Genomic DNA, 24,039 nt, shown 5'->3' with positions numbered 1-24,039 from the left:
TCGAATATGACATTGCTTTTCCGCCAGATTCTCGTTTGCCTGTGTTGTAGCTTAATGCTTTGGCGAGTCGCCTCCGCGCAGATGGAGTTGCCTCCGCCTGCGGATGTGCGCGTGCTCATCGATATTTCCGGCAGCATGAAAAAGAATGACCCGAAAAATCTCCGGCGTCCGGCTCTTAATCTGGTGACGGAGCTGTTGCCTGCAGGCGATTCGGCGGGAGTATGGACATTCGGGCAGTATGTGAACGAGCTGGCCCCGCATCAGGTCGTCGACCCCAATTGGCGTCGTCTGGCTAAGGACAAAGCCAAGGAAATCAGCTCGTCGGCGCTTTATACCAATATTGGCGCGGCGCTGGAGAAAGCCTCCGAAGACTTTGTTGAAGGTAAGGATTACAGCAACACGCATTTCATTCTGCTCACCGACGGCGTGGTGGATATTTCGCAAAAGCCCGGAGAAAATGTCGCGGAGCGTGATCGCGTTCTGACTCAGGTGCTGAAAAGAATCGCGAGCTTCGGCGCCAAGATCCACACCATTGCGCTATCCAAGAATGCGGACCAGATGCTGCTGCAACGGCTTTCTATTGGCAGTAATGGCATCAACGCGATTGCGGAAACGTCCGATCAGTTGAGTCGCGTTTTTCTGCAAGCCTTCGAACGTGCGGCGCCAGCTGAAGAGGTGCCTCTGGAAGGCAATGCATTTGATGTGGACTCCAGCATTGAAGAGTTTACCGCTCTGGTGTTTCGCGCCAGCGAAAATGCGGAAACCGCCATTGTCGAGCCTACCGGCAAGCGCTTCACCGAAAAAGACCGTCCTGACTATGTTAAGTGGTTCAAAGCGGCGGGCTACGATTTGATTACTGTGCAAAGGCCTCTGGAAGGGGAATGGAAGCTGGACGCGGAGCTGGCCCCGGGCAGCCGGGTGACGGTCGTGAGCAATCTGAAAATGGTGGTGGACCCACTGCCGGCGAACTTCTACGCGGGAGACCAGCTGGAGCTCAAGATCGGTTTTTTTGAAGACGGCGAATTAGTGCAAAACCGGACTTTTCTGGACTTGGTTGCGGTGGACGTCACCATTCGGACAGAGGACAACAAATCCGGTACAAAACGTATTTCCAGAGAAGGCGCTCCTCCAGCCGATGGCGTCTTTCGTGAAAGTATCACCAAGCTCAAGCAAGTCGGCAGGTACGAAGTGCTGGTGCAGGCCGATGGTCGAACATTCAAGCGGCAATCTCGGCAGCTGATCTCTCTGAACGCGCCCATGGCGGTGGATCTTGAGGCCACCGGCGCTGGGGCGGATACGCGCTACAAAATCGTCATTAGTCCCCTCAGTCCAAATATCAACGAAGCGAAAACCTCGATTATCGCCAAGATCAAAGGGCCGGACGGCGGCAATCTGATTAAATCCATTCCGTTTACTCAGGAAACCGGGCGCTGGGAGTTGGAAGTCGACGCTACCCGGGGCGATGGCGTGTATGAAGTCATGCTGAGAGTGGAAGGAGAAACCCGCTCCGGCTCCGCTTTCCGTTTTGAGCCTGACAGCGTGATGGCGGAGTTTCCACGCCAGGAAGCGTCGCCGAATGAATATCGCTCGTTGGTGAATGAAAGCAGCGTGGAGCAAATGAATGAAACGCTGGTGGAGGAGGCCGTTAAAGCCCCAGAGCCTCCCAAACAGCCTGAAGAAGAAAGCATTGCGCCGCCCATTACACCGGAAATGCAGGATCAGGCGGCGACGGAGCAGCAGGATGCGACGGCGGAGGAAGAGGGAGGCTCCAACCCCATGCTGTGGATTATCATCGCAGCCAGCGGCGCCACCCTACTATTGCTGGTGGCGGGAGGCGGTTATTGGATGTACCGTAAACGACGCATTGAAAAAGAGGTTCGGGAGCCGGTGGAGGTCACTAAACTGGATGATCCCGATGAAGTTCCGTCCCTGGAAGAGTCCGGGCACGACTTGGAAGACGAGATAGAGCAGTTGGAACAGCCTATTGATGTCGCTGAAGAACCCTCTATGATGAACGAGGCGGACGACATGGAATTCGGCATGGAGGAAGCAGCGGAGCCGAAAAAAGAGGAGGAAGAGGAAGCCGAGCCGCCCATGAGTTCATTCGACGCCGAGGATACGGACGCAGAGGCGCTTGCCGATGAAATTCTGGCTTCCAATGAGAAAGCCAGGGATATGGATGACGAGTTCAATCTGGAAGATTTTGATATATCCGATACTGACGACCTCCCCGCCGGATCGGAAGACGAAGACAAAAAGTAGTTAACTTCTGAACATGTGCCAACTTCTTGGAATGAGCGCGAATGCGCCGACGGATATTTGTTTTTCCTGGACCGGTCTGATGTTTCGCGGCGGTCAGACCGGGCCGCATAAAGATGGCTGGGGCATCGCTTTTTATGAAGGCAAGGGGCTGCGTGAGTTCCGTGATCCCAATCCCAGCGCCACCTCGGAAATCGCGCGATTCATCAGTCAGTATCCTATAAAAAGCCGTACGGTTATCAGCCACATCCGGCAAGCCAATGTCGGCGACATCAGCCTGGAAAATACCCATCCCTTTATTCGTGAGCTGGGCGGATATTACTGGTGTTTTGCGCATAACGGACAACTGAAGTCCTATCAGGACCTGCCCTTGGGGCGTTTTCGCCCGGTGGGGGAGACGGATAGCGAGCATGCGTTTTGCTGGTTGCTGGAGGATGTCGCCAGCGGCTGTAATGACTTCGCCAGTCTGGAGTGCCTGGGAGGACGGCTGTATCAGAATTGTCTGGAACTGACGTCCAGAGGCGTGTTTAACATGCTGTTCACCAACTCGGAGTATTTGTTCGCATATTGCTCCACCAAATTGTACTGGATCACCCGACAGGCGCCCTTCGGCTGCGCTTCCTTGGAAGATGGCGAGATACGGGTTAATTTCGAAGAACACACCAACCCCACTGACAAAGTCACCATGATTGTCACGGAGCCGCTGACTGTCGATGAAGAGTGGCGACAGATGCGCCCAGGGGAATTAATTGCGTTTCGAGACGGCGCTGTCGCCGCCAGATGGTATGAAGAAGGAGCGGTTAAGCCTGCTGAGACTTAAGCGTATTGCCTTGCTGAAAGTGAGTCCCGCCAGCAAAAGCTGAAACGCCGGCGCGAAGGCCGGCGTTGTCCAACTACTGCACGTTTTCCGCTTCAGTAAAGAAGTTGTCGAATAAAGCGGTGGACAGATAACGTTCTGCGCTGTCCGGCAGGATAACCACGATATTCTTGTCCTTGAACTCGTCACGCTCCGCCAACCGGACTGCAACGGCCGCCGCGGCGCCGCAGGAGATGCCGCAGAGGATGCCTTCTTCCCGCATCAGGCGATGCGCCATTTCCATGGCCTCCTCGTTGGTGACTTGCTCAACCAGATCCACCATGTCCAGATCCAGATTCTTCGGAACGAAGCCGGCGCCAATGCCCTGGATTTTGTGAGGGGCGGGCTGTAATTCCTGGCCTTTGATAGTTTGAGTGATCACAGGGGAGGCAGTGGGCTCCACGGCCACGGATGTGATGTTTTTGCCCATGGTGTTTTTGATGTAGCGAGAGACGCCGGTAATGGTGCCGCCGGTGCCGACGCCAGCGACCAGGACATCGATTGCGCCTTCCAGATCCCGCCAGATTTCCGGACCGGTGGTCTTTTCATGAATTTCAGGGTTGGCGGGGTTGTCGAACTGTTGCAGCATCAAGTGTTGCTGCGGGTCCTGAGAGACGATTTCCGACGCCTTCTCGATCGCGCCTTTCATGCCCTTGGGGCCTTCGGTCAGCACAATTTCCGCGCCCAGCGCTTTCATCGCCTTACGGCGCTCCAGGCTCATGGTGGCGGGCATGGTCAGAATCAGCTTATATCCCCGCGCGGCGGCGACAAAGGCGAGAGCAATGCCGGTGTTGCCGCTGGTAGGCTCAACAAGGGTCATGCCTGGCTTGAGGCGACCGGATTTCTCCGCATCCCATACCATGTTTGCGCCGATACGACACTTCACGGAGTAAGCCGGGTTGCGGCCTTCAATTTTGGCGTACACATTGCCCTTGGTGACGCGATTCAGCTTCACCAGCGGCGTGTTGCCGATGGACATGGAGTTATCTTCGTAGACGTTCATTCTTTATCTCCTTGCAGATTAAGTAGATTTCCCCAGCGATAACAATATACGAGTGTGAGAGATAGCTTAGCGGCTGGCATGAAATATTTGAATGTTTTCGGGTAATATATCCGCTTATAACTCCACTAATAATAATGACGCACTCACACAACGTATAAGGTTTCACACATGAAGTTTTCCGGCACCAAGAATTATGTCGCCACTGACGATTTGCAGCTGGCGGTCAACGCTGCCATTCGATTGCAGCGGCCGCTTCTTATCAAAGGCGAACCCGGTACAGGCAAGACCATGCTGGCGGAAGAGCTGGCGGAAGCCCTGGGGGCGCCCTTGATTCAATGGCACATCAAGTCCACCACCAAGGCTCAGCAAGGATTGTATGAATATGATGCAGTCTCGCGCCTGCGGGACTCCCAGCTGGGCGACGATCGTGTTCACGACATTCGCAACTACATCAAGAAAGGCAAGCTGTGGGAGGCGTTTGAGTCTGAGCAACAGTCCGTGCTGTTGATCGATGAGATCGATAAAGCGGATATCGAGTTCCCCAACGACCTGTTGCTGGAGCTGGATAAAATGGAATTCTACGTTTACGAGACCCAGGAACGCATCCGCGCGACTACCCGGCCTATCGTCATCATCACCAGTAATAACGAGAAAGAGTTGCCTGACGCTTTCTTGCGACGCTGCTTCTTTCACTACATCAACTTTCCCGATAAAGACACCATGGAGTCCATCATTGACGTCCACTATCCAGGCATCCAGCGCTCGCTGGTGAAGGATGCGTTGGATGTATTCTTTGATGTGCGCAAAGTGCCGGGTTTGAAGAAAAAACCATCGACCTCTGAACTTATTGACTGGCTCAAACTGTTGATGGCGGACAATCTGCCTGAAGACGTATTACGCAACCACGATCCCAGTCAGGCGATTCCTCCCTTGTACGGCGCGCTGGTGAAGAACGAGCAGGATGTCCACCTTTTGCAGAAACTGGCGTTCATGACGCGCAGAAAAGGCTGATCGCAGCAATGAGCGGACGTAATGCTGCGTCCGCGAGCAAAGGAGGACACCTATATGTTGATTGATTTCTTCCTGACGCTGCGCAAGAACAAGGTGCCGGCGTCCTTACGGGAGCTGCTCGACCTGCTGGAGGCGCTGCAACAGGGGCTGGCGTTTGCGAATATGGATGACTTTTACTATCTGAGCCGCGCTTGTCTGGTAAAGGATGAGAAGCACTACGACAAGTTCGACCAGGCTTTCGGCGTCTACTTCAAAGGACTGGAAGACCTGAACGCCGTGTTGGAGGCGCTAATCCCCGAAGACTGGCTGCGCGCGGAATTTGAAAAGCAGCTCACTGACGAGGAAAAGGCCAAGATTGAATCCCTGGGAGGCTTGGAAGAGCTGATTGAGGCGTTCAAAAAGCGTCTTGAGGAGCAGAAAGAGCGTCATCAGGGCGGCAATAAATGGATAGGGACTGGCGGCACGTCGCCATTCGGAGCGAACGGTTATAACCCGGAAGGCATTCGCATCGGGCAGAACGGCTCCCGTAATCGCCGTGCGGTGAAGGTGTGGGAGCAGCGTACTTATAAGGATCTGGATGATTCCATCACCCTTGGCATTCGCAATATCAAGGTGGCGTTACGTCGTCTGCGCAAATTCGCGCGTCAGGGCGCGGCGGAAGAGTTGGACATGCCCGATACCATCCGCAGCACCGCCAACAACGCGGGATACCTGGATATCAAGATGGTGCCGGAGCGCCATAACTCTGTAAAAGTATTGCTGTTTTTCGATATTGGCGGCTCTATGGACCCGCACATTCGCGTGTGCGAAGAGTTATTCTCCGCCGCGCGCAGCGAGTTCAAGCACATGGAGTACTATTACTTCCATAACTTCATCTATGAAGGCGTGTGGAAGAACAATATCCGCCGCGTCAGCGAAACCATTCCAACCTGGGACATACTGCATAAATACGCATCGGATTACCGGGTGATTTTTGTAGGCGACGCCAGTATGGCGCCTTATGAGATCACCCATCCCGGCGGCAGTATTGAGCATTGGAATGAAGAGGCCGGGGCGGTCTGGATGCAACGGGTGACGGATAAGTTTGACAAGGTGATCTGGCTGAACCCGTATCCCAAGGACTACTGGGGCATGGGTGGGTCGTTGGAAATCACCCGTCAGTTGGTCAACCAGCATATGTATCCGCTCACCATCGACGGGCTGGAGCAGGGTATGAAGTACCTGAGCAAGTAATTCTTTACCGGCTTTCTTTACGCGCCGTCGCAGGACGGCGCACCTTCCATTACTTTTCCTTCTATTGCTTGCGTTATTGCGCGGCGCTGGCGAATCAGGCGTCAGTTGCGAACGCTAACCATGTCTCGTTTTGTAAACATTTGTGTAGTTTGGTGAATCGAGTTCACACTATCGCTGGCGACCCGGTGCTACCATGGCTTTCGTCTCTTTCTGCGTTCACCCGAGAGTTCGGCTCTCACAAGGGTATTGAGGATGAAGGCTTTGCGAATAATTCCAAGAATAATCATTACAGCGTTGCACATACTGACATTCGTCATTTCCTCCCAGGCTCATAGCGCCGCAACCGAGCGGGATATGGAAGCCCTCAAGCAACGCGTCATCGAACTCAACCGCGAGTTATATAAACTGCAGGAAGAAGTCCTGTATCCCATCGACACGCAAGTGGTGTTCTTTCTGGCCGTAGATGAAAGCGTCGGTTTTGAGCTGGATTCCGTCGAACTCACTCTGGACGGCGACATGGCGACCACCTACCTCTACTCCGCGCGTGAACTGCAGGCATTGCAGCGCGGCGGCGTGCAACGTCTGTTTATGGGGAACCTGCCTGCGGGCGCGCACAAGGCGGTGGCGGTTTTCAACGGACGCAGCGCCGGCGAAAAATACCTGCGAAAAGCGGCGACACTGTCTTTCAATAAAGAAAATGGCTCTAAATACCTGGAGTTGCGGGTGCAGGGCGACGGCGTCAGAACGCCCCGTTTTCTGATCAGAGAGCTGCGCTAAGCGCTGCGGATTACGGTCGAACGTCATGAAAGGGGATGTAACGCCAACCATGAATCGAATGTCCGTCCTGCTTTTGATTCTGCATTGCCTGTGCATGCTCGCCGGCGCTGTGCGGGCGCAAGAAACCGCTGACGAATTGCTGCACCGGGAAGCCCTGTTCCACTATTACACCAATGACTTTCTACAATCCCTGGTGCTGTTGGAGAACGAGCACCTTGGCTCCAATCATGTGGGTAATCAATACCATAACCTGAACCATATTCTCGCTATCGAATCCGGTCTGGAGTTCGGTATGCGTCGTAATGCGGAGTCGCTCCTGGAGCATTTGCAATTCACCGCCAGAGAACCCGAGGTGAAACAGCAGGCGCAAATGATCAAGGGGCGTCTCGCTTATCGCGATGGCGAGTGGGGAGAGGCGGTGGAGTTGTTCGCGGGGGCGATGAAAGGGATGGCTCGGGATCGCAAAGACGAAGCTCTTTACTACATGGCGAACAGCTACCTGCAATTGCGGCGTCCGCAGGACGCGGCCAAGGTTCTCGGCGAGGCCTCCCAGGGAAGTCTGTGGGCTGCCCATGGTTATTATAACCTGGGAGTGAATTACGCCGCGGATGATCCTGATTCTTCTCGCGCGTTGGTCGCGCTTCGCGTCGCTACAGCCATGGCTGACGACAGTTATGAAGGGCGCGAGTTGAGTGATCGCGTCCTGTTGGCGGCGGGCCATATTGCTTTGCTGGACAAAGATTACAACAAAGCCCTGTCGTTCCTGAAGAACGTCCATGCTTCCGGTCCCGGAGCGCCGGCGGCGATCTATGACTACGGCATGGCGTTCGCGGGACTGGGGCGTTATCGCACTGCCATTCAATCCTGGCATCGGGCCAAAAAATTCGCCCTCACGTCCTCCGGCGTGGCGGAGACCTTCCAGGCCATCGCCTATGGTTATGAGCAGGAAAAACTGCGCGCCACCGCGATTGACGCTTATCTGGAAGCCATCGCTGTGTATGAGAAAGAAAAGCGCCAGGTTGACGAGGTCGTGACCGAAATCAATGCAAAAGGCGTGCTGGACTTGCTGCTGCAGGCGCCATTGCAGAACGGCGAAGTGGAATGGTATTTGGCCACGGATCTGCTCACCAATACGCCGAAGATTGCCTTTGTTCATTATTTGATGGATAAGCCTGATTTCTTTCCCTTCGCCAAAGAACTGCTGCAAATGCACGGCTTACTGCAGTCGCTGCAGGATGGCGCGCAACGCATGGAGATCTTCTCCGCCGCCTTGGAGAGCCGCGCGCGTCAGGCGAAACGGGACGCCGCTGAGGCGCTTGCAAAAGTGCGTCCGCAACAACTCAATCAACTGGTGTCGGAACGCAATGCGCTGGCCAAGTCCGCCGCCGAAGCTTCCGACGATCAAAAAGCGCTGCAACTGCTGGCGCTGCGAGACCTGGATGATGCATTAAACAAGCTAAAAGAGAATTTTGTCAGCGTTCAGGGCGGCTTGCATCAGGGTGGCGATCTCTACAAGACACAACTGCGCAAAGTGGCGGCCCTGCAGAAAGAATTCTCCGCCATGCAGCGGGAACTGGCGGGTAAAATCAACGATTATGACAAGAAACTGTCGCAACTTGCGGTCAAGTTGTTGCAGCAGCACTGGCGCGAAATAGACGGCTATCACGTGCGCAGTCAACTGGCGTTGGTGAATCTGTATGACGACCTGGCTGTGGCTGAGCTGCGTAAGAAGCAGCCCGTTTCGCCAGATGCGGCGACAGCCGGGGAGGGGGCGTTATGAGAGCGGCGGCCCTGGTGCTCAGTGTGAGTCTTCTCGGTTTTATTCCTATGCGAGCGCTGGCGGACACGCTGGCGCCGATCGTTATCGTGGAGAAGGACGAGGCGGACAAGACCATCGGCGAGCTGAAACCCGCCTATATCGACTTCAGCTATCGGGTGGCGCCGCGTACGCCTTTGAATGAGGTGGCGTTGCGATACAGTCGTCTGATCCGCGAAGCCTCCGACCCGGAAGTACGCATCAAGGCGCTGCATCGGCTGATCAATCTGGAAGAATTGTTCTACGACGCCAAACCCCAGGGGCTGATCGACGACGAAATATGGAACATCGCGATAGAGAGCTACGAGGCCCTGTTGCAGCGTCAACCGGGGGACAAAGACAACGACCGTATTCTTTATCAATTGGCTCGCGCCTGCGGCATGCTGGGGCGTACCGATAAAGCGTTGGCCAGTCTGGAGCGGCTGGTGGGGCAGTATCCGCGCTCAAGTTATACGACAGAAGCGTGGTTCCGTATTGGCGAGTTACGCTACAGCGCTGGTGAATACGTCAAAGCGCAATCGGCTTACAGCCGGGTGCTGGCGGGTCGAGGAGATGGCGATCTGGCCTCCAAGGCCCGTTATATGTTGGGCTGGACCCAGTTTAAACAGGAAAACTTCAGCGCTTCATTGCAGACCTTTTTGCAAGTGCTGTCTCACTTGGAGTCAAATTCCACTCCTGCAGGGCAGATGGCGCCCGGCGTCCGTGAAGCGGGGGATGACGCCCTCCGCATCGTCAGTATCATGGCCAGCTACGGTAAAGGGCCGGAAACGCTGAAAGCGGCTATTGCGCTGGGCGACTATCGTCCCTTGGCCCCTAAACTGTATGCGGCTTTATACGACTACTACCTGCAACGCGAGCGTTATCAGGATGCCGCAGCCAGCGCGCAGGCTTACATCGCCGCCTATCCGGCGGCCACGGACCGCAGCGACTTCCATGACCGCATTATCGCCGCCTACGATCAGGGCGGCCTGCCTTCGCTGGTATGGGAGGAGAAAGCCCGTTTTACCCGTGAACTGGGGCTGTCGTCGAACTATTGGAAATCTCAGCAAGAAACCGCCAAAACCCGTTTGCGTCCCTCTCTCTATCAATATCTTGATGATCTCGGACAAAGAGAATATGCCCTTGGCCTGAAGGCGGCGGGGGTGGAACGTCGTTCGCACCTGCAGAATGCGGTGGCGTATTTTGATGGCATGGAGGAAATTTTTCCCTCTGAAGGGAAAACCGCTGAAGCGCTTTATTTGCAGGGCGAAGCGTATTTTCTACTGGAGGAGTGGGAACTTGCGGTGCGGGCTTATGACAAGGCGGGTTATTTCTATCCTGACTTCCCTCAACGTCATGAGGCCGCCTATGCCGGTGTCAACGCTCTGAGCAAAGCGGTGGATGCGAGTCAGGAAGACCCTGCATTGCGAAGCCGCCGCGTGGATGCGCTGTTGCGGTTTGCGAAAACTTTCCCGCGGGATTCACGGGCGACAGAAAGCCTGCTGTTTGCGGCAAATGAACTCTACGCCATGGAGCAGTATGGCGCAGCCCTGGATGCCGCCACCCAGGCTGCCTCTTTTGCGGAAGATAAGGCGACCCGTAATGCGGCATGGACTGTCGCCGGTCACTCCGCTTTTGCGTTGAGCCAATATCAGGACTCCGAGCACGCCTACCGGCAGGCGCTGTCGTTGCGCTCCCGCAAGGCGCCGGATTATGACGTGTTGATGGAAAACTTCGCCGCCAGCATATACAGCCAGGGAGAGCAGGCGGAGGCGCGTGGCGACGTTGCTGCTGCGTTTATGGAATACAAGAGAGTGATCGACGAAGCGCCCGAATCCCAAGTCCGCGTCAGCGCCCAATACGATGCGGGCATGCGTGCGATTGACCTGGGGCGCTGGAAAGAGGCCATTGATCTGCTGAATGACTTCCGTAAGCGTTATCCCGACCACAAGCTGACGGCGGGTATTGGCGAAAAGCTGGTATACGCCTATCAACAGCACCAGCGCCCAGAATCCGCCGCGGATGAACTACTGCGTATCGCCGCAGGTGAAAAAGACACTGAGCGTAAGCGCAAGGCGCTGTTGCAGGCGGCGGAATTGATGGAGAACGCGGGGCGGGCACAGCAGGCGGCCAAGGTGTATCTGCAATATGCGAACGAGTTCCCGGCGCCGTTCGAGACCGCCATCCAGGTCAGAGGCGCATTAATTGATTACTACGCTAAAAGCGCACAGATGCAGCAAGCGGATCAGTGGCGGGAGAAGTTGATTCAGTTTGAGGAGAACGGCGGCGCTGATCGGACTCCTGCGAGCCGCTCTCTGGCGGCGGAAGCCAGTTGGACGCTGGCGCAACAAGAGAAAGCCGTATTTGATGAGGTGCGCCTGACCTTGCCGTTGAACAAGTCGTTGGCGGCCAAACAAGCTGCGCTGAAGAAAGTCATGCAGCGTCTCAATCGCATCAACAGTTATGGCGTGAGCGAATACGCCACTGCGGCGACCTACATGATGGGCGAAGTGTATCGCCAACTGGGCAGAGACATCATTGAGTCCAATCGCCCCGGTAATCTGAGTGACCTGGAGCGGGAGCAATACAGTCTGCTGTTGGAGGAACAGGCGTTTCCCTTTGAAGAAAAAGCCATTGAGTTTCTCGAGCTCAATGCAAGCCGGACCCGGCAAGGGGTTTACGACGAGTGGGTTAAGAAAAGCTATCTGGCGTTGCGGGAAATTATGCCCGCCAGATATGACAAGCAAGAGGTAAAGGTGGATGTCGCGCAAACGTTGCAATAAACACGGCGTTACAGGTTTGGCGCTAACGGCGGCCTTGTTGCTGGTTGGCTGCGCCGGTTCGCCGGCGCGCAAGGACGCTACCGCTGATATCTCTCCTGCCGGAGAACAGACTCAGATGAAGTATGATCAGGCGCTGGCGGCGTTAAACAATAATCAGGTCGCCTTGGCGGAGAATTTGTTCAAGCAGGTCATCGCCGATAAACCGGGTCTCAGCGCGCCTTATTTCAATCTGGGAGTCATTGCTGAAAAGCAGGGCGACCTGCCTTCCGCCAGGACATGGTACGCTCAGGCGCTGGATGTAAACCCCAAAGACGCCAGAGCTTTGAATCAGTTGGCAGTTTTAGCGCGGGAGGAGGGTGATTTTGAGAATGCCTTGGCGTTTTATGAAAGAGCGCTGAAGGCGGCGCCGAATGAGCCGGTTTATCATCGTAATATAGCTATACTTTACGACATGTATCTGGGTGATTACGTGCGGGCGTTGGAGCATTACCAGCGCTGCCAGGAACTTCGATCCGCTCCCGACGAGCAAGTGGCGATGTGGATCGCCGACCTTGAGCGGCGTATCCAATAGGCGGAGAAGGTATGAGATTTCAAATACTTGCCTTATGCCTCTGCGGTCTCTACAGTAACGCAGGTTTTGCGGCTGAGTTGATCGAGCTTGAAGGAACGGCGTTGAGAGGCGAGCAGGAGCAACCCAAGGTCTTGTACCTGGTTCCCTGGGGAACGCCGGATAGTCCGGCGATTGAAGTTCCGGAGCCGGAAAAAGAATTGGACGGCGCGCTCAGACCGCTAGATAGACAGGCGTTTCGGCAAAGTCTGTACTATCGTAAAAACCTTAAGATAGGCGATTTAGACCAGCAATAACCTAGAAGTGATTAAGGAGTCAGCGCGATATGTTCGAGACTGTCGTTCGCTTTTTTCAAGATGGTGGTGTTTTCATGTATCCCATCGCCATTGTCCTCGTGATCGGCGTAGCAATCGCTGTTGAACGATATATCTATCTCAGCGTCGCCAAGTTGAGCAACCGCGCGGACTTCAACAAACTGATCATGATGATCGGGCGCAAGGATTACCTCAACGCGTTGAAGCAGGCCAAACAATCCAAGACCGCCATGTCCACCATCGTGGAAGCGGGTTTGACCCGTTTGCTGAACCGTCAGCCTCGGGACCAGATTGAATACGCGATGGAAGAGGGCTTGATGGAAGTTCTGCCTCGACTGGAAAAGCGTACGCAATATCTGGCGACGCTCGCCAACGTCTCCACGCTGTTGGGGCTGCTGGGGACCATCATTGGTCTGATCGCCGCCTTTACCGCCGTCGCCAACGCCGACCCCGCGGAGAAGGCCAACTTGTTGTCGAAGAGTATTTCGGTGGCGATGAACACCACTGCATTCGGCTTGATTGCGGCGATTCCTTTACTGCTGGTGCACGCCATCCTGCAAACCAAAACCAACGAAATCGTGGATAGTTTTGAAATGGCTGGCATCAAGATCATGAACCTGATTTCGGAGAAACCAGCCCAGGCCGCCCCGGTAGCGAAAGCCGCACCAGAAAGAACATAGGACAGACCGATGCGTCGTAAACACCGTCGTCCGGAGGCTGTCGCTGACCTGGACATCACGGCGTTCATGAATCTCATGATCGTCCTGGTGCCGGTGCTGCTGATCAATCTGGTGTTCTCTCAAACCAGCGTTCTGAACCTGAACCTCCCTGAGTCCGCCGCCAACTCCGCGCAGGATAATAAAGACCAGCTGCAATTGCAGGTCATGATCCTGGAAGAGCAGTTGGTGATTGCGGATAACAAGGGCGGGGTCATCATGCAGATCCCGAAGCAGGCGGAAGGCGAGCATGACTATAAGACGCTCGCACTGGCTATGCAGGACATCAAAGCTCGGGTTCCGGAGAAAAAAGACATTACCCTGTTGCCTCAGGAAAGCACGTCCTATCAAACACTGGTCAGTGTGATGGACAAGGTGCGTTCCTACAAAACCGTTGTGGCGGGCAGTGTGGTTAACGCGGAGTTGTTCCCGGATATCTCCATTGCCGATGCGCCTGAGATCATTCCGGCGGGAGGCGCGCAATGAAGCAGTCAGGCCGCGCCAAGCGTTATCAACGTCATTACCGAAGAATGCATAAAACAGCGTCGCTGAATCTGGTGTCGCTGATGGATATATTCACTATTCTGGTGTTCTTCCTGATGGTGAATTCATCCGATGTGCAGGTGCTGCAGCAAAACAGCGCTGTAGAGTTGCCCGTCTCCATTGCCGACCAGCCGCCCACTGATCAGTTGACCGTCACGGTGACGGATGACGACATTATTGTCGGCGGCAGAGTGGTCAGTAAGGTCGCCGCCGCCGTTAATCAGGCCCCATTGTTGATTAACGGACTCAAGCTGGAGTTGGACTATCAGGTGTCCCGCGTCAACACGCCGGCGCCGCCTGAAGGTAGACCAATTACCATCATGGCGGATAAAGAGCTGCCTTATAAGTTGCTGAAGAAAATCATGTCCACTTGTGTGGAAGCGGGTTACAGCAGTATCTCACTGGCGGTAAGACGCACTACCGAGAAGGAGGCCTAGCATGGTGAAAGCACGCGCCGGCTCTCCTTTGCCGTGGAACGTTGACGCTAGAGAGCGAGATCGTTTCTTTCTGATTCTCGCGTTCGCCATGTTGGTTATGCTGGTGGCGGGCGTGATTATCCCGTTGGTCGATTTACCCGAGAAGTCCCGTGAAGAGTTGGAGGCGTTGCCTCCCCAGCTGGCGCGGGTAGTGATTGAAAAACGGGAGCTGCCAAAACCGGAAATCAAAAAGCCGGAACCGAAGCCGGAGAAAAAGGAACAGAAGAAAGAAGAGCCCAAGCCAAAACCCGAGCCAAAGCCAGAACCCAAACCGCAGTCCAAGCCTGAGCCGAAACCTGAGAAAAAGGTGACGCCGAAGGCGGAGCAACCCAAGCAGCAGACCGTGGATCAGGCGCGCGAGAAAGCGCAAAGCTCTGGTTTGTTGGCGCTGAGCGATCAGCTCTCCGATATGAGAGCGCTGGCGGACACGGCGGATGCGTCAGACCAGCCGCTGTATACGGCGACTCCGATCAGCAAGAAGGCGTCGGATAAGCTGGTGAACAATGTTTCCACGTCAGGGAGTGGGGGGGTGGACGCCAACAAGCTGGATAAGTCTACCGAACAGGTGGCGCTGGCTTCGCGTAAGGTGACGGAAGTGCAGGAAAAAGCCCAGCCGGGCGGCGGTTCCACCAGCAAGAAAACGTCTGGTTCCGGCTCTGGCAATCAGCGTAGCGCAACGCGCACGCTGGAAGAAATCAGGAAGGTGTTCGACAGCGCTAAGGGCGCATTGGCGTCCATCCATCAGCGGGCCCGTCGTCAGGACCCTACTTTGAAAGGAACTCTGGTGCCTGAATTGATGGTGGAAGCGAACGGCAGTGTATCGCAATGCAAGATCGTGGAAAGTAATCTGAATAATCCTGACTTCGAGAAGAAGATTTGCGCTCGTTTAAGGCTGCTGAACTTCGGCGCCAAATCCAACGCAAGCAAGCAGGCGATCAGATATCCCATTGACTTGCTGTAAGCCTGAGCAAACAAAAAAGCGCCCCTGAGTGGGCGCTTTTTTTATGGAGAAATATGAGCGGCGGATGTGATGGATTCGGCCGCTCTTGGCTGGCGAATTAGTGGTCGCCGCTGATGGATATAGCTGGTAGTGTGGGCCTTTCCAGTGAAATCTTCTCATCCGGGGCGATGACCTTCGCCTGACCTTCCACCACCAATACGCCATTTTGATTGTGAATGGCGCAATCCAGCACGACCCGTTTCTTTGACAGCTTTTCCGTTACTGTGAGGGTGACCGTCAGGACATCGTTTAACTTTACCGGACGCTTGAAGCTCAGGTGCTGCTCCAGGTAAATGGTGCCGGGGCCTGGAATAACGGTGGCCAGGGCCGCCGAAATCAGTGCGCCGGACCACATGCCGTGGCCGATTCTTTCCTTGAATACCGTGGACTGCGCGTACTCGGCGTCCAGATGCACCGGATTGATATCACCGGAAACGGCGGCGAACAGAACGATTTCCTGCTCTGTCAGTGTACGGGTATAAGTGGCGGAGTCGCCCACATGAAGTTCGTCGTAGGTAATGTTTTCTAGCGCGTCCATAGTGAACTGATAACTTGATTGGGTTGCTGACAACGCACGCCGGAGAGTGGCGACGCAGGGATTAACTTTCCTTTATATATTAGTGTAATCCAAATTCCTCTAACGCGTCTGTTACGGAGTGTGCGCTGACACCCATGAGAACAGGTCGTTCAGCACTTGCTGGCGATTGATCTCGTTGAGCATTTCATGGCGTCCGTCGGGGTAGAGCGTGCAGCTAAGGTCGCGTACGCCCGCCTCGCGTAAGTGGCGCTCCAGCCTTCTCACCCCTTTGCCGAACTCTCCGACCGGATCTTTATCTCCCGCAATCAGATATATGGGCAGATTGGGGTTGATGCGGGAGAAGCTGGCGGAAGTGAAAATTCGCCGCAGGCCGTCCAGCATTGCGATCCAGGTGGCGGTGGTGCAAATAAAGCCGCACCATGGGTCCTTAATGTAGTTGTCCACTTCGGCAGGGTCGCGGGAAAGCCAGTCGAATTCCGTACGATTGGGGGCGAAGCGATGATTGAATGAGCCGAATGAGAGCTGATCCAGCAGGCGACTGGCGCTGCGCGCGCCCAGACGCAACTTTTCCGCCCTGGCGATGGCCGCCGCCGCAAGGTATTTCAATGGCGCGCCATAATTACTGCCGGAAAGAATAACGCCGTCAAAGGGCGGGCGGTGCGAGATCAGGCATTGCAGACTGATAAAAGACCCCATGCTGTGAGCGAAGAGAAAGTGCGGAACGTCTGGACGCCAGTTTTTTATCTGATTGGCCATAAACAGCAGGTCTGCGGCGACTTTGTCCCAGCCGTCGCGATCGGCGTAATGGCCGGTCTGGCCGTTGGCGATAGAGCGGCCATGACCGCGGTGATCATGCGCTACGACCGCGTATCCCTGGGCGCAGAAGTGCTCGGCCAGATTTCGATAGCGTCCGGCGTGCTCCGCCATGCCGTGGGAAATCTGAATAACGCCGCGTATGACGGGGGCGTCCGGTATCCATCTGTAGTACCCGATTTTATGGCCGTCCGTGCTGGTCAGGAAATCTTCCAGGTTGCGCATGATGTTTGCTATTTATTGGATTTTATTAGTGTTTTATACGCTTATTCGCAACAATTTAGCTACCGTCGGCATCAGCGTCAACGATTATTGTCGCGGTATTTCCGCTCTGCATTGCCCCAGAGAAACCAGGGAAGCTCCGATAATTAAGTAAGACTTTTGTCTACATAAGCCAAAATAAAGCTGCTATTCTATCGCGCACTATAAAAAACGAGCCCACTATACCGTTCCGGCTTAATGGGGTAATCACCCGACCGGGTGATTCTCCTGAAAATAGCGCCGCCCGATGACAGAAGTAAGAATGGGGTAGTGGTCGTCAGGGATTCGATGATTGGCTTATATATGATCGCGAGTAAGAGTTTCTAATGTGGAGTGCGTCGAAACCGCTGAGTGCGGAAGTCGACGTTGCTCTGTGCAGTGGAATTCACTCAATTTAAGGGTTACGGCGCAGGTTCGAGCGCCGGGCGCATAAGCGTCGAGTTAGCTGCGGCATTGCTCCGTCATCCTTGAAGTCGTCGCCTTGGGCGACGCGGTCATCTCTTAGCCAGTCCCGTTTGCCGAAGACAATTACAAATATAAATCAGATTGCCTATTAACAGCGTTGGCCAGGAGATAGCGGTATGGATAATTTTTTCAAGGATAAATATCCCCCCGGAGTTCCATCCGAAGTTGAATTGGGGAAATACAAATCGGTTGTCGACATGTTCGAGCAGGCATGTAAACGATACGCGGACAAACCAGCGTTTACTGCCGTCGGCGCCACCATGACATATGGCGAAATGGAGAAGCACACGCGCGCATTCGCCGCCTACCTGCAGAATGAAACCAACCTGAAGCCCGGCGACCGTATCGCCATCCAGATGCCTAACCTGCTGCAATATCCGATCGCTGTTTTCGGCGCCATGCGGGCGGGACTGATCGTGGTTAACACTAACCCGCTTTATACCCCGCGGGAAATGGAGCATCAGTTCAACGACTCCGGCGCCAAGGCGCTGGTGGTTCTGGCCAACATGGCTTCGCAGGCGCAGGAAGTGCTTCCCCACACCGGCGTGGAACACGTCATCGTGGCGCAGATTCCGGACATGCATCCGCCAATCAAACGTATGGTGATGAACGCGGCGATCAAGTACGTCAAGAAAATGGTGCCGCCATATAATATTCCCAATGCGGTCCCGTTCACTAAAGTCATGTCCATGGGCGCGCGCTACACCTTCAAGCCTGTCGACGTGAACCCCGAAGATATCGCGGTGTTGCAGTACACCGGCGGCACGACCGGCGTCGCCAAAGGCGCGATGCTGACTCACCGGAATCTGGTTTCCAACGTGGCGCAATTGAAGCCGCTACTGACGGTGCGTCTGGGCGAAGCCATTGAGACCGTCATTGCCCCACTGCCGCTGTACCACATTTATTCTTTCACCATGAATTGCGGCGTCATGCTGGATACCGGCAACCACAGTATTTTGATTCCCAACCCGCGGGATTTCGACGGCTTTATCAAAGAGCTGGGCAAATGGAAATTCACGGCGTTCCTGGGGATCAACACGCTGTTCGTGGCGCTTTGCAACAATGAAAAATTCCAGGAGCTGGATTTTACTTCTCTGAAGGTGACTGCCGCCGGAGGAATGGCGCTGACCAGCGATACGGCGAAAATGTGGAAAAAGGTCACCGGATGTGATGTGACGGAAGGCTATGGTATGACAGAAACCTCGCCAGTGGTTTCCATCAACCCCATGAACGCCATCCAAATCGGCACTATCGGTCTGCCGATTCCCAATACCATGGTGAAAATCATGGACGATGAAGGTAAAGATCTTACCGTTGGGGAAGTAGGCGAACTGTGCGTCAAAGGTCCTCAGGTCATGAAAGGTTATTGGCAGCGTCCGGATGAGACCGCCAAAACCATGACTGAAGACGGCTGGCTGAAAACCGGCGATATCGCCATGGTGCAGAACGACGGCTATCTGCGTATCGTGGATCGTAAGAAAGATATGATCCTGGTGTCTGGTTTCAACGTCTATCCCAACGAAATTGAAGATGTGGTCACCAGTCATCCGGATGTGGTTGAGTGCGCGGCGATTGGCGTACCTGATCTGAAAAGCGGCGAAGTGGTGAAAGTGTTCGTTGTGAAGAGCAATCCCAACCTGACTGAAAGCGCCCTGAAAGAGTTCTGTCGCGAACGCCTGACAGCTTACAAGGTGCCTAAAACCATAGAATTCCGCGATGAATTGCCGAAAACCAATGTCGGCAAGATTCTGCGCCGGGAACTGCGCGACGAAGAAATCAAAAAGCAGAAAGACAAAGCGGCGTAGCTCTGCGTGACGAGTTCAAGAAAGCTGAAAAGCGGGCGAGAGCCCGCTTTTTGTGTTATTAAAGGCGGGTTCTTTCAGTTGTAGAGCGTTGTTAATTGGTTATGCAGAAAGCGGTCAGTCTGTTCGCCCTTGGGTTTCTGGCGTTTATTCTTTGGATTATTTATCTGGCGGATACCGGCGGAGCGAGCATTTTCTTCGACTTCGTCCAATCCATTCCCTACGGTGATAAACTGGGGCACTTTTGTTTGTTTGGCGTCCTGACTCTGGCCGCTAACTTCGCCTTTAAAACCAAGCATCTTAAACTGGGGCCGATTCCTCTCTATGTTGGCGCGATTTGCGTGCTTACATTCGCAATAGGCGAAGAACTGACGCAGGCGTTCTTCCCGTCCCGCACGCTGGACATCACCGATGTCATGGCGGATGTGGTCGGCATTGCATTTTTTTCCTGGGTGACGCTATTGCTGTCCGCCAAAAAGACGACTGAGTCTTAATGTTACCTTGGACTTTGCGCCGCACTTATTAAATTTTCTGTGAAGAGTTAAGAGAGCAACCAGTGTCATTATTAATATGGCAATGATATTGGCATGTTAATAACTAGGCGCATGGATGCGCCTGCGCGGCGGCTAGCCGCGGGAGACAGGGCCTGACCTGTGCAGGCCCTGTCGTTGCAGACAAATAGAAGGAAGCTATTTGTCTGCCTGATTAATAATAAAATAATGAAACTTGATGTCGTGGTTAGTCGCGCCCAGCGGCAATATTTTGTGAGTACAAATTGCGTGAATCTCTGCATGGATTTCAAGTCGTTGCGTGATTGCGCTATCCCATTTACCGCTTAACTATTAACCCGTTTCCCGCTAACATCCGCATCCTGAATTAGTATTGGTTAAAAAGTATATTACATGTCGAGTGAGTCTCGTTTTGACCCGTCCCTGGTGTTAATCAAAGATCGTTTTAGATTGCAGAGGCAGTGGCGGGAAATCGCAAAGGGTTGTGTTGCGGAAAAGGACGTTGAAAAGTTCTGGCGCGCAACACTGCGTTCTATGGAAGTTCGGGCGACGCGCCTGCAAGCGATGCCGCAGGTGCGGTATCCAGATAATCTGCCTGTCGTCGATAAGCTGGAAGAAATCAAAAAAGCCATCTCTGAAAATCAGGTGGTTATCATCGCCGGTGAGACCGGCTCGGGTAAAACCACGCAGTTGCCAAAAATCTGTCTGGATCTGGGGCGCGGCGTGGATGGCTTGATCGGCCACACGCAGCCTCGTCGTCTGGCGGCGCGCTCCGTAGCCAACCGCATTGCAGAAGAGCTGAGCTGCGAAGTTGGCAAACAGGTGGGGTATCAGGTCCGATTTACCGATCATACCGACGATAGCACGTTGGTGAAGTTGATGACGGACGGAATACTGCTGGCGGAAACCCAGAATGACCGTTTCCTCAATCGTTATGACACAATCATTATCGATGAAGCCCATGAGCGCTCGTTAAACATCGATTTTCTGATTGGCTACCTGAAAAACCTCCTGCCGAAGCGTCCTGATCTCAAAGTTATTATTACCTCCGCCACGATCGACCTTGACCGTTTTTCCGAGCATTTTAGCGGCGCGCCAGTGGTGGAAGTCTCCGGCCGCACCTATCCGGTGGAGCTGCATTACCGTCCCTTGACCACCATGGACGACGAGGTGGATATCGGTCTGCAGGATGGCGTTGTGCATGTGGTTCGGGAAATCGAAAAGATGGAGCGGGAACAACGTAAACCGCCCGGGGATATCCTGATATTCATGGTGGGCGAACGAGAAATCCGCGAGACGGCGCAGCGGCTGCGCAAGGAAGAGTTCCGTAACACGGAAATCCTTCCTTTATACGCCCGCCTCAGTAATCAGGAACAGAACCGAATCTTTCAGTCTCACGGCGGTCGTCGCATCGTCGTTTCCACCAACGTGGCGGAAACCTCCCTGACGGTGCCGGGCATTCGTTATGTGATCGACCCCGGACAAGTGCGCATCAGCCGTTATTCTTATCGCTCCAAAGTGCAACGACTGCCGATAGAGGCGATTTCGCAGGCCAGCGCCGAACAGCGAAAAGGGCGCTGTGGGCGGGTGTCCGAAGGCGTGTGCTTCCGTCTGTACTCTGAAGAGGACTTCGTCGGTCGCGACCCCTTCACTGATCCGGAAATTCTGCGCACCAATCTGGCGTCGGTCATTCTTCAGATGCTCTCATTGCGTCTGGGTGATATCCAGAAGTTCCCTTTCATGCAGAAGCCGGACAAGCGTTATATCAATGACGGCTATAAGTTGCTGGAAGAGCTGGGCGCGGTAAACGCGCAACGGCAGATGACGGCGATAGGGCGGACCCTGGCGCGTTTCCCCATTGACCCCCGCCTAGCGCGGATGCTGGTGGCGGCTGCGGAAGGACATTGCCTGAAAGAAATGCTGATCATTGTATCGGCGCTGGCGGTGCAGGACCCACGCGAGCGCCCCATGGAATTCCAGCAGGCGGCGGATGAGAAACACGCACAGTGGGCGGATGAGCAATCCGACTTCGTCAGTCTGCTGAACCTGTGGAACGGTTATGAGGCGCAGCGTCAGGAACTGAGCGCGAATCAACTGCGCAACTACTGTAAGAAAAACTTCCTGTCGTTCCTGAGAATGCGCGAGTGGCGCGATACGCATCGCCAGCTGCTATTGCTCTGCCATGAGCAAAGCTACAAAGAAAACACGGAGCCCGCCGCTTATGACGAGCTGCATCAGGCTCTATTGGCGGGGTTGATTACCCAAATTGGCCAGAAAGACGAAAAAGGCGAGTACGCCGGTCCACGTCAGCGCAAATTTGTGATCTTTCCGGGATCGAAAGTGCGGAAAAAGGCCCCGAACTGGATTATGTCGGCGGAAGTGGTGGAAACCAGTCGTCTGTTCGCCCGCACAGTCGCTCGCATGGAGCCCGGCTGGATTGAAAAAGTCGCGCCGCAACTGCTGAAGAGCAGTTATCTGGAGCCGCACTGGTCGAAGAAGCGTGGTGAGGCGTTGGCGTTTCAGCAGGTCTCACTGTATGGCCTGATTGTCGTGCCCCGTCGCCAGGTGAGCTACGGGCGCATTGATCCGCAGTTCAGTCGCGAGGCGCTGATAAGGGAAGGGCTTATTGAAGGCGAGATCAACAGTCGCCTGCCGTTTATTCTGCACAATGCGGAGTGCCGGGAAGAAGTGGAGCAGATAGAAGCCAAAGCCCGTCGTCGCGACCTGTTGGTTGATGATGAAGTGCTGTTCCAGTTTTACGATGAGCAGCTGCCCGCGGACATCACCACCGTCAAAGGGTTGGAGTATTGGTACAAACGCTTGTCGGATGGCGACAAAAAGGCGTTGCTGTTATCGCCGGAAGCGCTGCTGCGCGTACTGCCCGAAGTGAAGTTGGAAGAGCAGTTTCCAGACGCATTGTTGTGGAATGGGCAGCAATTTCAGCTGAGCTACAAGTTCGAGCCGGGCGCGAAAGACGATGGGGTGACGGTGCGCATGCCCGCCGCTGCGATGGCGCAAGCGCCGGTAGGGCTCTTGGATTGGCTTGCCCCCGGAATGCGCAAAGAGAAGTGCGAGGCGTTGATTCGCTCACTGCCGAAAGCGATCCGGAAAAACTTTGTGCCGGTCCCTGATTTCGCCAAGGCGGCCAGTGACGCCATGGCTCCGGATAACCATCCCATGTCTTTGGCGTTGGGAGAGCAACTGCGCAAAATGACTGGCATGCAGGTCGCCCCTGAGCAATGGGATGAATCCCTGCTGCCGCCTCATCTGCGTATGAATATCCAGGTAGTGGATAGTCAGGGCGGCGTAATCGACCAGGGCCGAGATTACCATGAGCTGGTAAAAAGGCTTGAAGGGCGCCTGGAAAAGCTGGCGCAGGAATCTGGAACCTTATTCAAAGAGCAGACAGGGCTGACTGAATGGAGCTTCGGCGCCATGCAGGAGAAAGTCGCCGTCAGTCAGGCGGGCGCCAGTCTGTTTCTGTATCCCTATTTGCAGGACCAGGGAACATCCGTGGCGTTAAAGTCAGCGTTCGACGCTGGCTTTGCGCAGGCGCAACACCGTCTTGGCATGGCGCGGCTGATCATGCTCAAGCTGGCGGATACGGTCAAGTATCTGAAGAAGAATCTGCCCAAATTGAAGGAGATTGGGCTGTATTATGCGCCAACCGGGAAACTGGACGGTTTGGTGGACGAGCTTGCATTGACCGCCTGTATAGAGGTCTTCCTTAAAGACAAACCTGCGATCGCCAACGCGGATGAGTTCAATCGACGGGTGCAGCAGTATAAGGCGGATTTGATCCCCAAAGCGGAAGAGCTTGCGTTGTTGCTGCATGAAATTTTGCAGGGCTATCACCGCATAACCAAATCCCTGAGTAAGAGCACGGTTTTGGCGCTGGCGATGTTCCTGGGGGATGTAAAACGGCAACTGCAGCACTTGGTGTACCCCGGGTTTCTCACGGAAGCGCCGTTGGAATGGTTGCGGCAATACCCGCGCTACCTCGCTGCAATCGAGGAGCGGTTGGACAAGATGCCAAGGCAGATCACCCTGGAGCGTCAGTTCCAGCTGATGTTCGAGACCCTGTGGTCGCAATATAACGCGAGAAAAGAGAAGCACCAGCGGGAAGGCTATGTGGATGAAGAGCTGGCCAATTTCCGCTGGATGTTGGAAGAGTTCCGGGTCTCCTATTTTGCGCAGAAGCTCGGCACGCTCATGAGCGTGTCGGAGAAGAAGCTTCAGAAGCAATGGGAAAAAGTCCGAATTTAATTCCGCTTCTTAACATAATGGTCACACTCTTCTGAGCGCGCCGGGGCAAAT

Annotated in this window: 19 protein-coding genes; 16 read left to right on the top strand and 3 right to left on the bottom strand. The window is 54.6% G+C overall.

The annotated features are described in order from the left end of the window. Positions 1 to 6: 6 nt before the first annotated feature. Positions 7 to 2,262, top strand: a complete 2,256-nt coding sequence (locus EUZ85_RS21030) for a VWA domain-containing protein (protein WP_127971640.1) — start codon at positions 7 to 9, stop codon at positions 2,260 to 2,262. Between the two features lie 13 nt (positions 2,263 to 2,275). Beyond that, positions 2,276 to 3,079 (top strand): class II glutamine amidotransferase, encoded by an 804-nt coding sequence (locus tag EUZ85_RS21025; protein ID WP_127971638.1) that lies wholly within the window; start codon positions 2,276 to 2,278, stop codon positions 3,077 to 3,079. 73 nt (positions 3,080 to 3,152) lie between these two features. On the opposite strand, the gene cysK is transcribed toward EUZ85_RS21025, so the two are convergent. Continuing rightward, positions 3,153 to 4,118 (bottom strand): cysteine synthase A, encoded by a 966-nt coding sequence (gene cysK, locus EUZ85_RS21020; protein WP_127971636.1) that lies wholly within the window; start codon positions 4,116 to 4,118, stop codon positions 3,153 to 3,155. Positions 4,119 to 4,286: 168 nt separating this feature from the next. Between cysK and EUZ85_RS21015 the strand changes: the two genes are divergently transcribed. The 11 genes from EUZ85_RS21015 to EUZ85_RS20965 all read left to right on the top strand — a co-directional run bounded on the left by EUZ85_RS21015 (position 4,287) and on the right by EUZ85_RS20965 (position 15,295). Beyond that, positions 4,287 to 5,129: a MoxR family ATPase gene (locus EUZ85_RS21015; protein ID WP_127971634.1), complete on the top strand. Its 843-nt coding sequence runs from the start codon at positions 4,287 to 4,289 to the stop codon at positions 5,127 to 5,129. Positions 5,130 to 5,183: 54 nt separating this feature from the next. Beyond that, on the top strand, positions 5,184 to 6,362 hold the full coding sequence (locus EUZ85_RS21010; RefSeq protein WP_127971632.1) for a VWA domain-containing protein: 1,179 nt from the start codon (positions 5,184 to 5,186) through the stop codon (positions 6,360 to 6,362). Positions 6,363 to 6,614: 252 nt separating this feature from the next. Beyond that, positions 6,615 to 7,139, top strand: coding sequence for a hypothetical protein (locus EUZ85_RS21005; RefSeq protein ID WP_127971630.1), 525 nt, complete (start codon positions 6,615 to 6,617; stop codon positions 7,137 to 7,139). Positions 7,140 to 7,164: 25 nt separating this feature from the next. Further along, positions 7,165 to 8,919, top strand: a complete 1,755-nt coding sequence (locus EUZ85_RS21000) for a tetratricopeptide repeat protein (RefSeq protein ID WP_127971628.1) — start codon at positions 7,165 to 7,167, stop codon at positions 8,917 to 8,919. After that, the gene (locus EUZ85_RS20995) at positions 8,916 to 11,717 is read left to right on the top strand and encodes a tetratricopeptide repeat protein (protein ID WP_127971626.1); all 2,802 of its coding nucleotides are present in this window, start codon (positions 8,916 to 8,918) and stop codon (positions 11,715 to 11,717) included. The genes EUZ85_RS21000 and EUZ85_RS20995 overlap by 4 nt, the downstream gene beginning before the upstream one ends. Next, the gene (locus EUZ85_RS20990; protein ID WP_127971624.1) at positions 11,695 to 12,288 is read left to right on the top strand and encodes a tetratricopeptide repeat protein; all 594 of its coding nucleotides are present in this window, start codon (positions 11,695 to 11,697) and stop codon (positions 12,286 to 12,288) included. Before EUZ85_RS20995 ends, EUZ85_RS20990 begins: the two co-directional genes overlap by 23 nt. Before the next feature lie 11 nt (positions 12,289 to 12,299). Next, positions 12,300 to 12,581: a hypothetical protein gene (locus EUZ85_RS20985; protein WP_011396488.1), complete on the top strand. Its 282-nt coding sequence runs from the start codon at positions 12,300 to 12,302 to the stop codon at positions 12,579 to 12,581. 29 nt (positions 12,582 to 12,610) lie between these two features. Further along, a complete protein-coding gene (locus tag EUZ85_RS20980) occupies positions 12,611 to 13,279 on the top strand; it encodes a MotA/TolQ/ExbB proton channel family protein (RefSeq protein ID WP_127971622.1) in 669 nt (222 codons plus the stop codon). Between the two features lie 9 nt (positions 13,280 to 13,288). Continuing rightward, positions 13,289 to 13,801 (top strand): biopolymer transporter ExbD, encoded by a 513-nt coding sequence (locus EUZ85_RS20975; RefSeq protein WP_127971620.1) that lies wholly within the window; start codon positions 13,289 to 13,291, stop codon positions 13,799 to 13,801. Then, entirely contained in the window at positions 13,798 to 14,295 is a 498-nt protein-coding gene (locus EUZ85_RS20970) for a biopolymer transporter ExbD (RefSeq protein WP_127971618.1), read from the top strand. Before EUZ85_RS20975 ends, EUZ85_RS20970 begins: the two co-directional genes overlap by 4 nt. A 1-nt stretch (position 14,296) precedes the next feature. Then, complete coding sequence (locus EUZ85_RS20965; protein ID WP_127971616.1) at positions 14,297 to 15,295, top strand: AgmX/PglI C-terminal domain-containing protein; 999 nt, start codon at positions 14,297 to 14,299, stop codon at positions 15,293 to 15,295. Between the two features lie 97 nt (positions 15,296 to 15,392). Here EUZ85_RS20965 and EUZ85_RS20960 read toward each other — a convergent pair whose 3' ends face one another. Both EUZ85_RS20960 and EUZ85_RS20955 read right to left on the bottom strand, forming a co-directional pair. Beyond that, on the bottom strand, positions 15,393 to 15,872 hold the full coding sequence (locus EUZ85_RS20960) for a MaoC/PaaZ C-terminal domain-containing protein (protein ID WP_127971614.1): 480 nt from the start codon (positions 15,870 to 15,872) through the stop codon (positions 15,393 to 15,395). A gap of 111 nt (positions 15,873 to 15,983) precedes the next feature. Continuing rightward, positions 15,984 to 16,910 (bottom strand): alpha/beta hydrolase, encoded by a 927-nt coding sequence (locus tag EUZ85_RS20955; protein WP_127971612.1) that lies wholly within the window; start codon positions 16,908 to 16,910, stop codon positions 15,984 to 15,986. Between the two features lie 617 nt (positions 16,911 to 17,527). Here EUZ85_RS20955 and EUZ85_RS20950 point away from each other — a divergent pair. The 3 genes from EUZ85_RS20950 (at position 17,528) to hrpA (ending at position 23,988) form a co-directional block, all read left to right on the top strand. Next, entirely contained in the window at positions 17,528 to 19,216 is a 1,689-nt protein-coding gene (locus tag EUZ85_RS20950; protein ID WP_127971610.1) for a long-chain fatty acid--CoA ligase, read from the top strand. A 101-nt stretch (positions 19,217 to 19,317) separates the two neighbouring features. After that, positions 19,318 to 19,707, top strand: coding sequence for a VanZ family protein (locus EUZ85_RS20945; RefSeq protein ID WP_127971608.1), 390 nt, complete (start codon positions 19,318 to 19,320; stop codon positions 19,705 to 19,707). 408 nt (positions 19,708 to 20,115) lie between these two features. Then, positions 20,116 to 23,988 (top strand): ATP-dependent RNA helicase HrpA, encoded by a 3,873-nt coding sequence (gene hrpA, locus EUZ85_RS20935; RefSeq protein ID WP_127971604.1) that lies wholly within the window; start codon positions 20,116 to 20,118, stop codon positions 23,986 to 23,988. The last annotated feature ends 51 nt before the right edge of the window (positions 23,989 to 24,039 follow it).

Source organism: Hahella sp. KA22 (assembly GCF_004135205.1).
In the GTDB taxonomy this organism is placed as follows: domain Bacteria; phylum Pseudomonadota; class Gammaproteobacteria; order Pseudomonadales; family Oleiphilaceae; genus Hahella.
This window is presented reverse-complemented; position numbering and strand designations above follow the sequence as displayed.

Bases quoted from the DNA above. Each gene is read 5' to 3' on its own strand.
- EUZ85_RS21030 (WP_127971640.1), top strand. From the start codon at position 7: ATGACATTGCTTTTCCGCCAGATTCTCGTTTGCCTGTGTTGTAGCTTA.
- EUZ85_RS21025 (WP_127971638.1), top strand. From the start codon at position 2,276: ATGTGCCAACTTCTTGGAATGAGCGCGAATGCGCCGACGGATATTTGT.
- cysK (WP_127971636.1), bottom strand. From the start codon at position 4,118: ATGAACGTCTACGAAGATAACTCCATGTCCATCGGCAACACGCCGCTG.
- EUZ85_RS21015 (WP_127971634.1), top strand. From the start codon at position 4,287: ATGAAGTTTTCCGGCACCAAGAATTATGTCGCCACTGACGATTTGCAG.
- EUZ85_RS21010 (WP_127971632.1), top strand. From the start codon at position 5,184: ATGTTGATTGATTTCTTCCTGACGCTGCGCAAGAACAAGGTGCCGGCG.
- EUZ85_RS21005 (WP_127971630.1), top strand. From the start codon at position 6,615: ATGAAGGCTTTGCGAATAATTCCAAGAATAATCATTACAGCGTTGCAC.
- EUZ85_RS21000 (WP_127971628.1), top strand. From the start codon at position 7,165: ATGAAAGGGGATGTAACGCCAACCATGAATCGAATGTCCGTCCTGCTT.
- EUZ85_RS20995 (WP_127971626.1), top strand. From the start codon at position 8,916: ATGAGAGCGGCGGCCCTGGTGCTCAGTGTGAGTCTTCTCGGTTTTATT.
- EUZ85_RS20990 (WP_127971624.1), top strand. From the start codon at position 11,695: ATGTCGCGCAAACGTTGCAATAAACACGGCGTTACAGGTTTGGCGCTA.
- EUZ85_RS20985 (WP_011396488.1), top strand. From the start codon at position 12,300: ATGAGATTTCAAATACTTGCCTTATGCCTCTGCGGTCTCTACAGTAAC.
- EUZ85_RS20980 (WP_127971622.1), top strand. From the start codon at position 12,611: ATGTTCGAGACTGTCGTTCGCTTTTTTCAAGATGGTGGTGTTTTCATG.
- EUZ85_RS20975 (WP_127971620.1), top strand. From the start codon at position 13,289: ATGCGTCGTAAACACCGTCGTCCGGAGGCTGTCGCTGACCTGGACATC.
- EUZ85_RS20970 (WP_127971618.1), top strand. From the start codon at position 13,798: ATGAAGCAGTCAGGCCGCGCCAAGCGTTATCAACGTCATTACCGAAGA.
- EUZ85_RS20965 (WP_127971616.1), top strand. From the start codon at position 14,297: ATGGTGAAAGCACGCGCCGGCTCTCCTTTGCCGTGGAACGTTGACGCT.
- EUZ85_RS20960 (WP_127971614.1), bottom strand. From the start codon at position 15,872: ATGGACGCGCTAGAAAACATTACCTACGACGAACTTCATGTGGGCGAC.
- EUZ85_RS20955 (WP_127971612.1), bottom strand. From the start codon at position 16,910: ATGCGCAACCTGGAAGATTTCCTGACCAGCACGGACGGCCATAAAATC.
- EUZ85_RS20950 (WP_127971610.1), top strand. From the start codon at position 17,528: ATGGATAATTTTTTCAAGGATAAATATCCCCCCGGAGTTCCATCCGAA.
- EUZ85_RS20945 (WP_127971608.1), top strand. From the start codon at position 19,318: ATGCAGAAAGCGGTCAGTCTGTTCGCCCTTGGGTTTCTGGCGTTTATT.
- hrpA (WP_127971604.1), top strand. From the start codon at position 20,116: ATGTCGAGTGAGTCTCGTTTTGACCCGTCCCTGGTGTTAATCAAAGAT.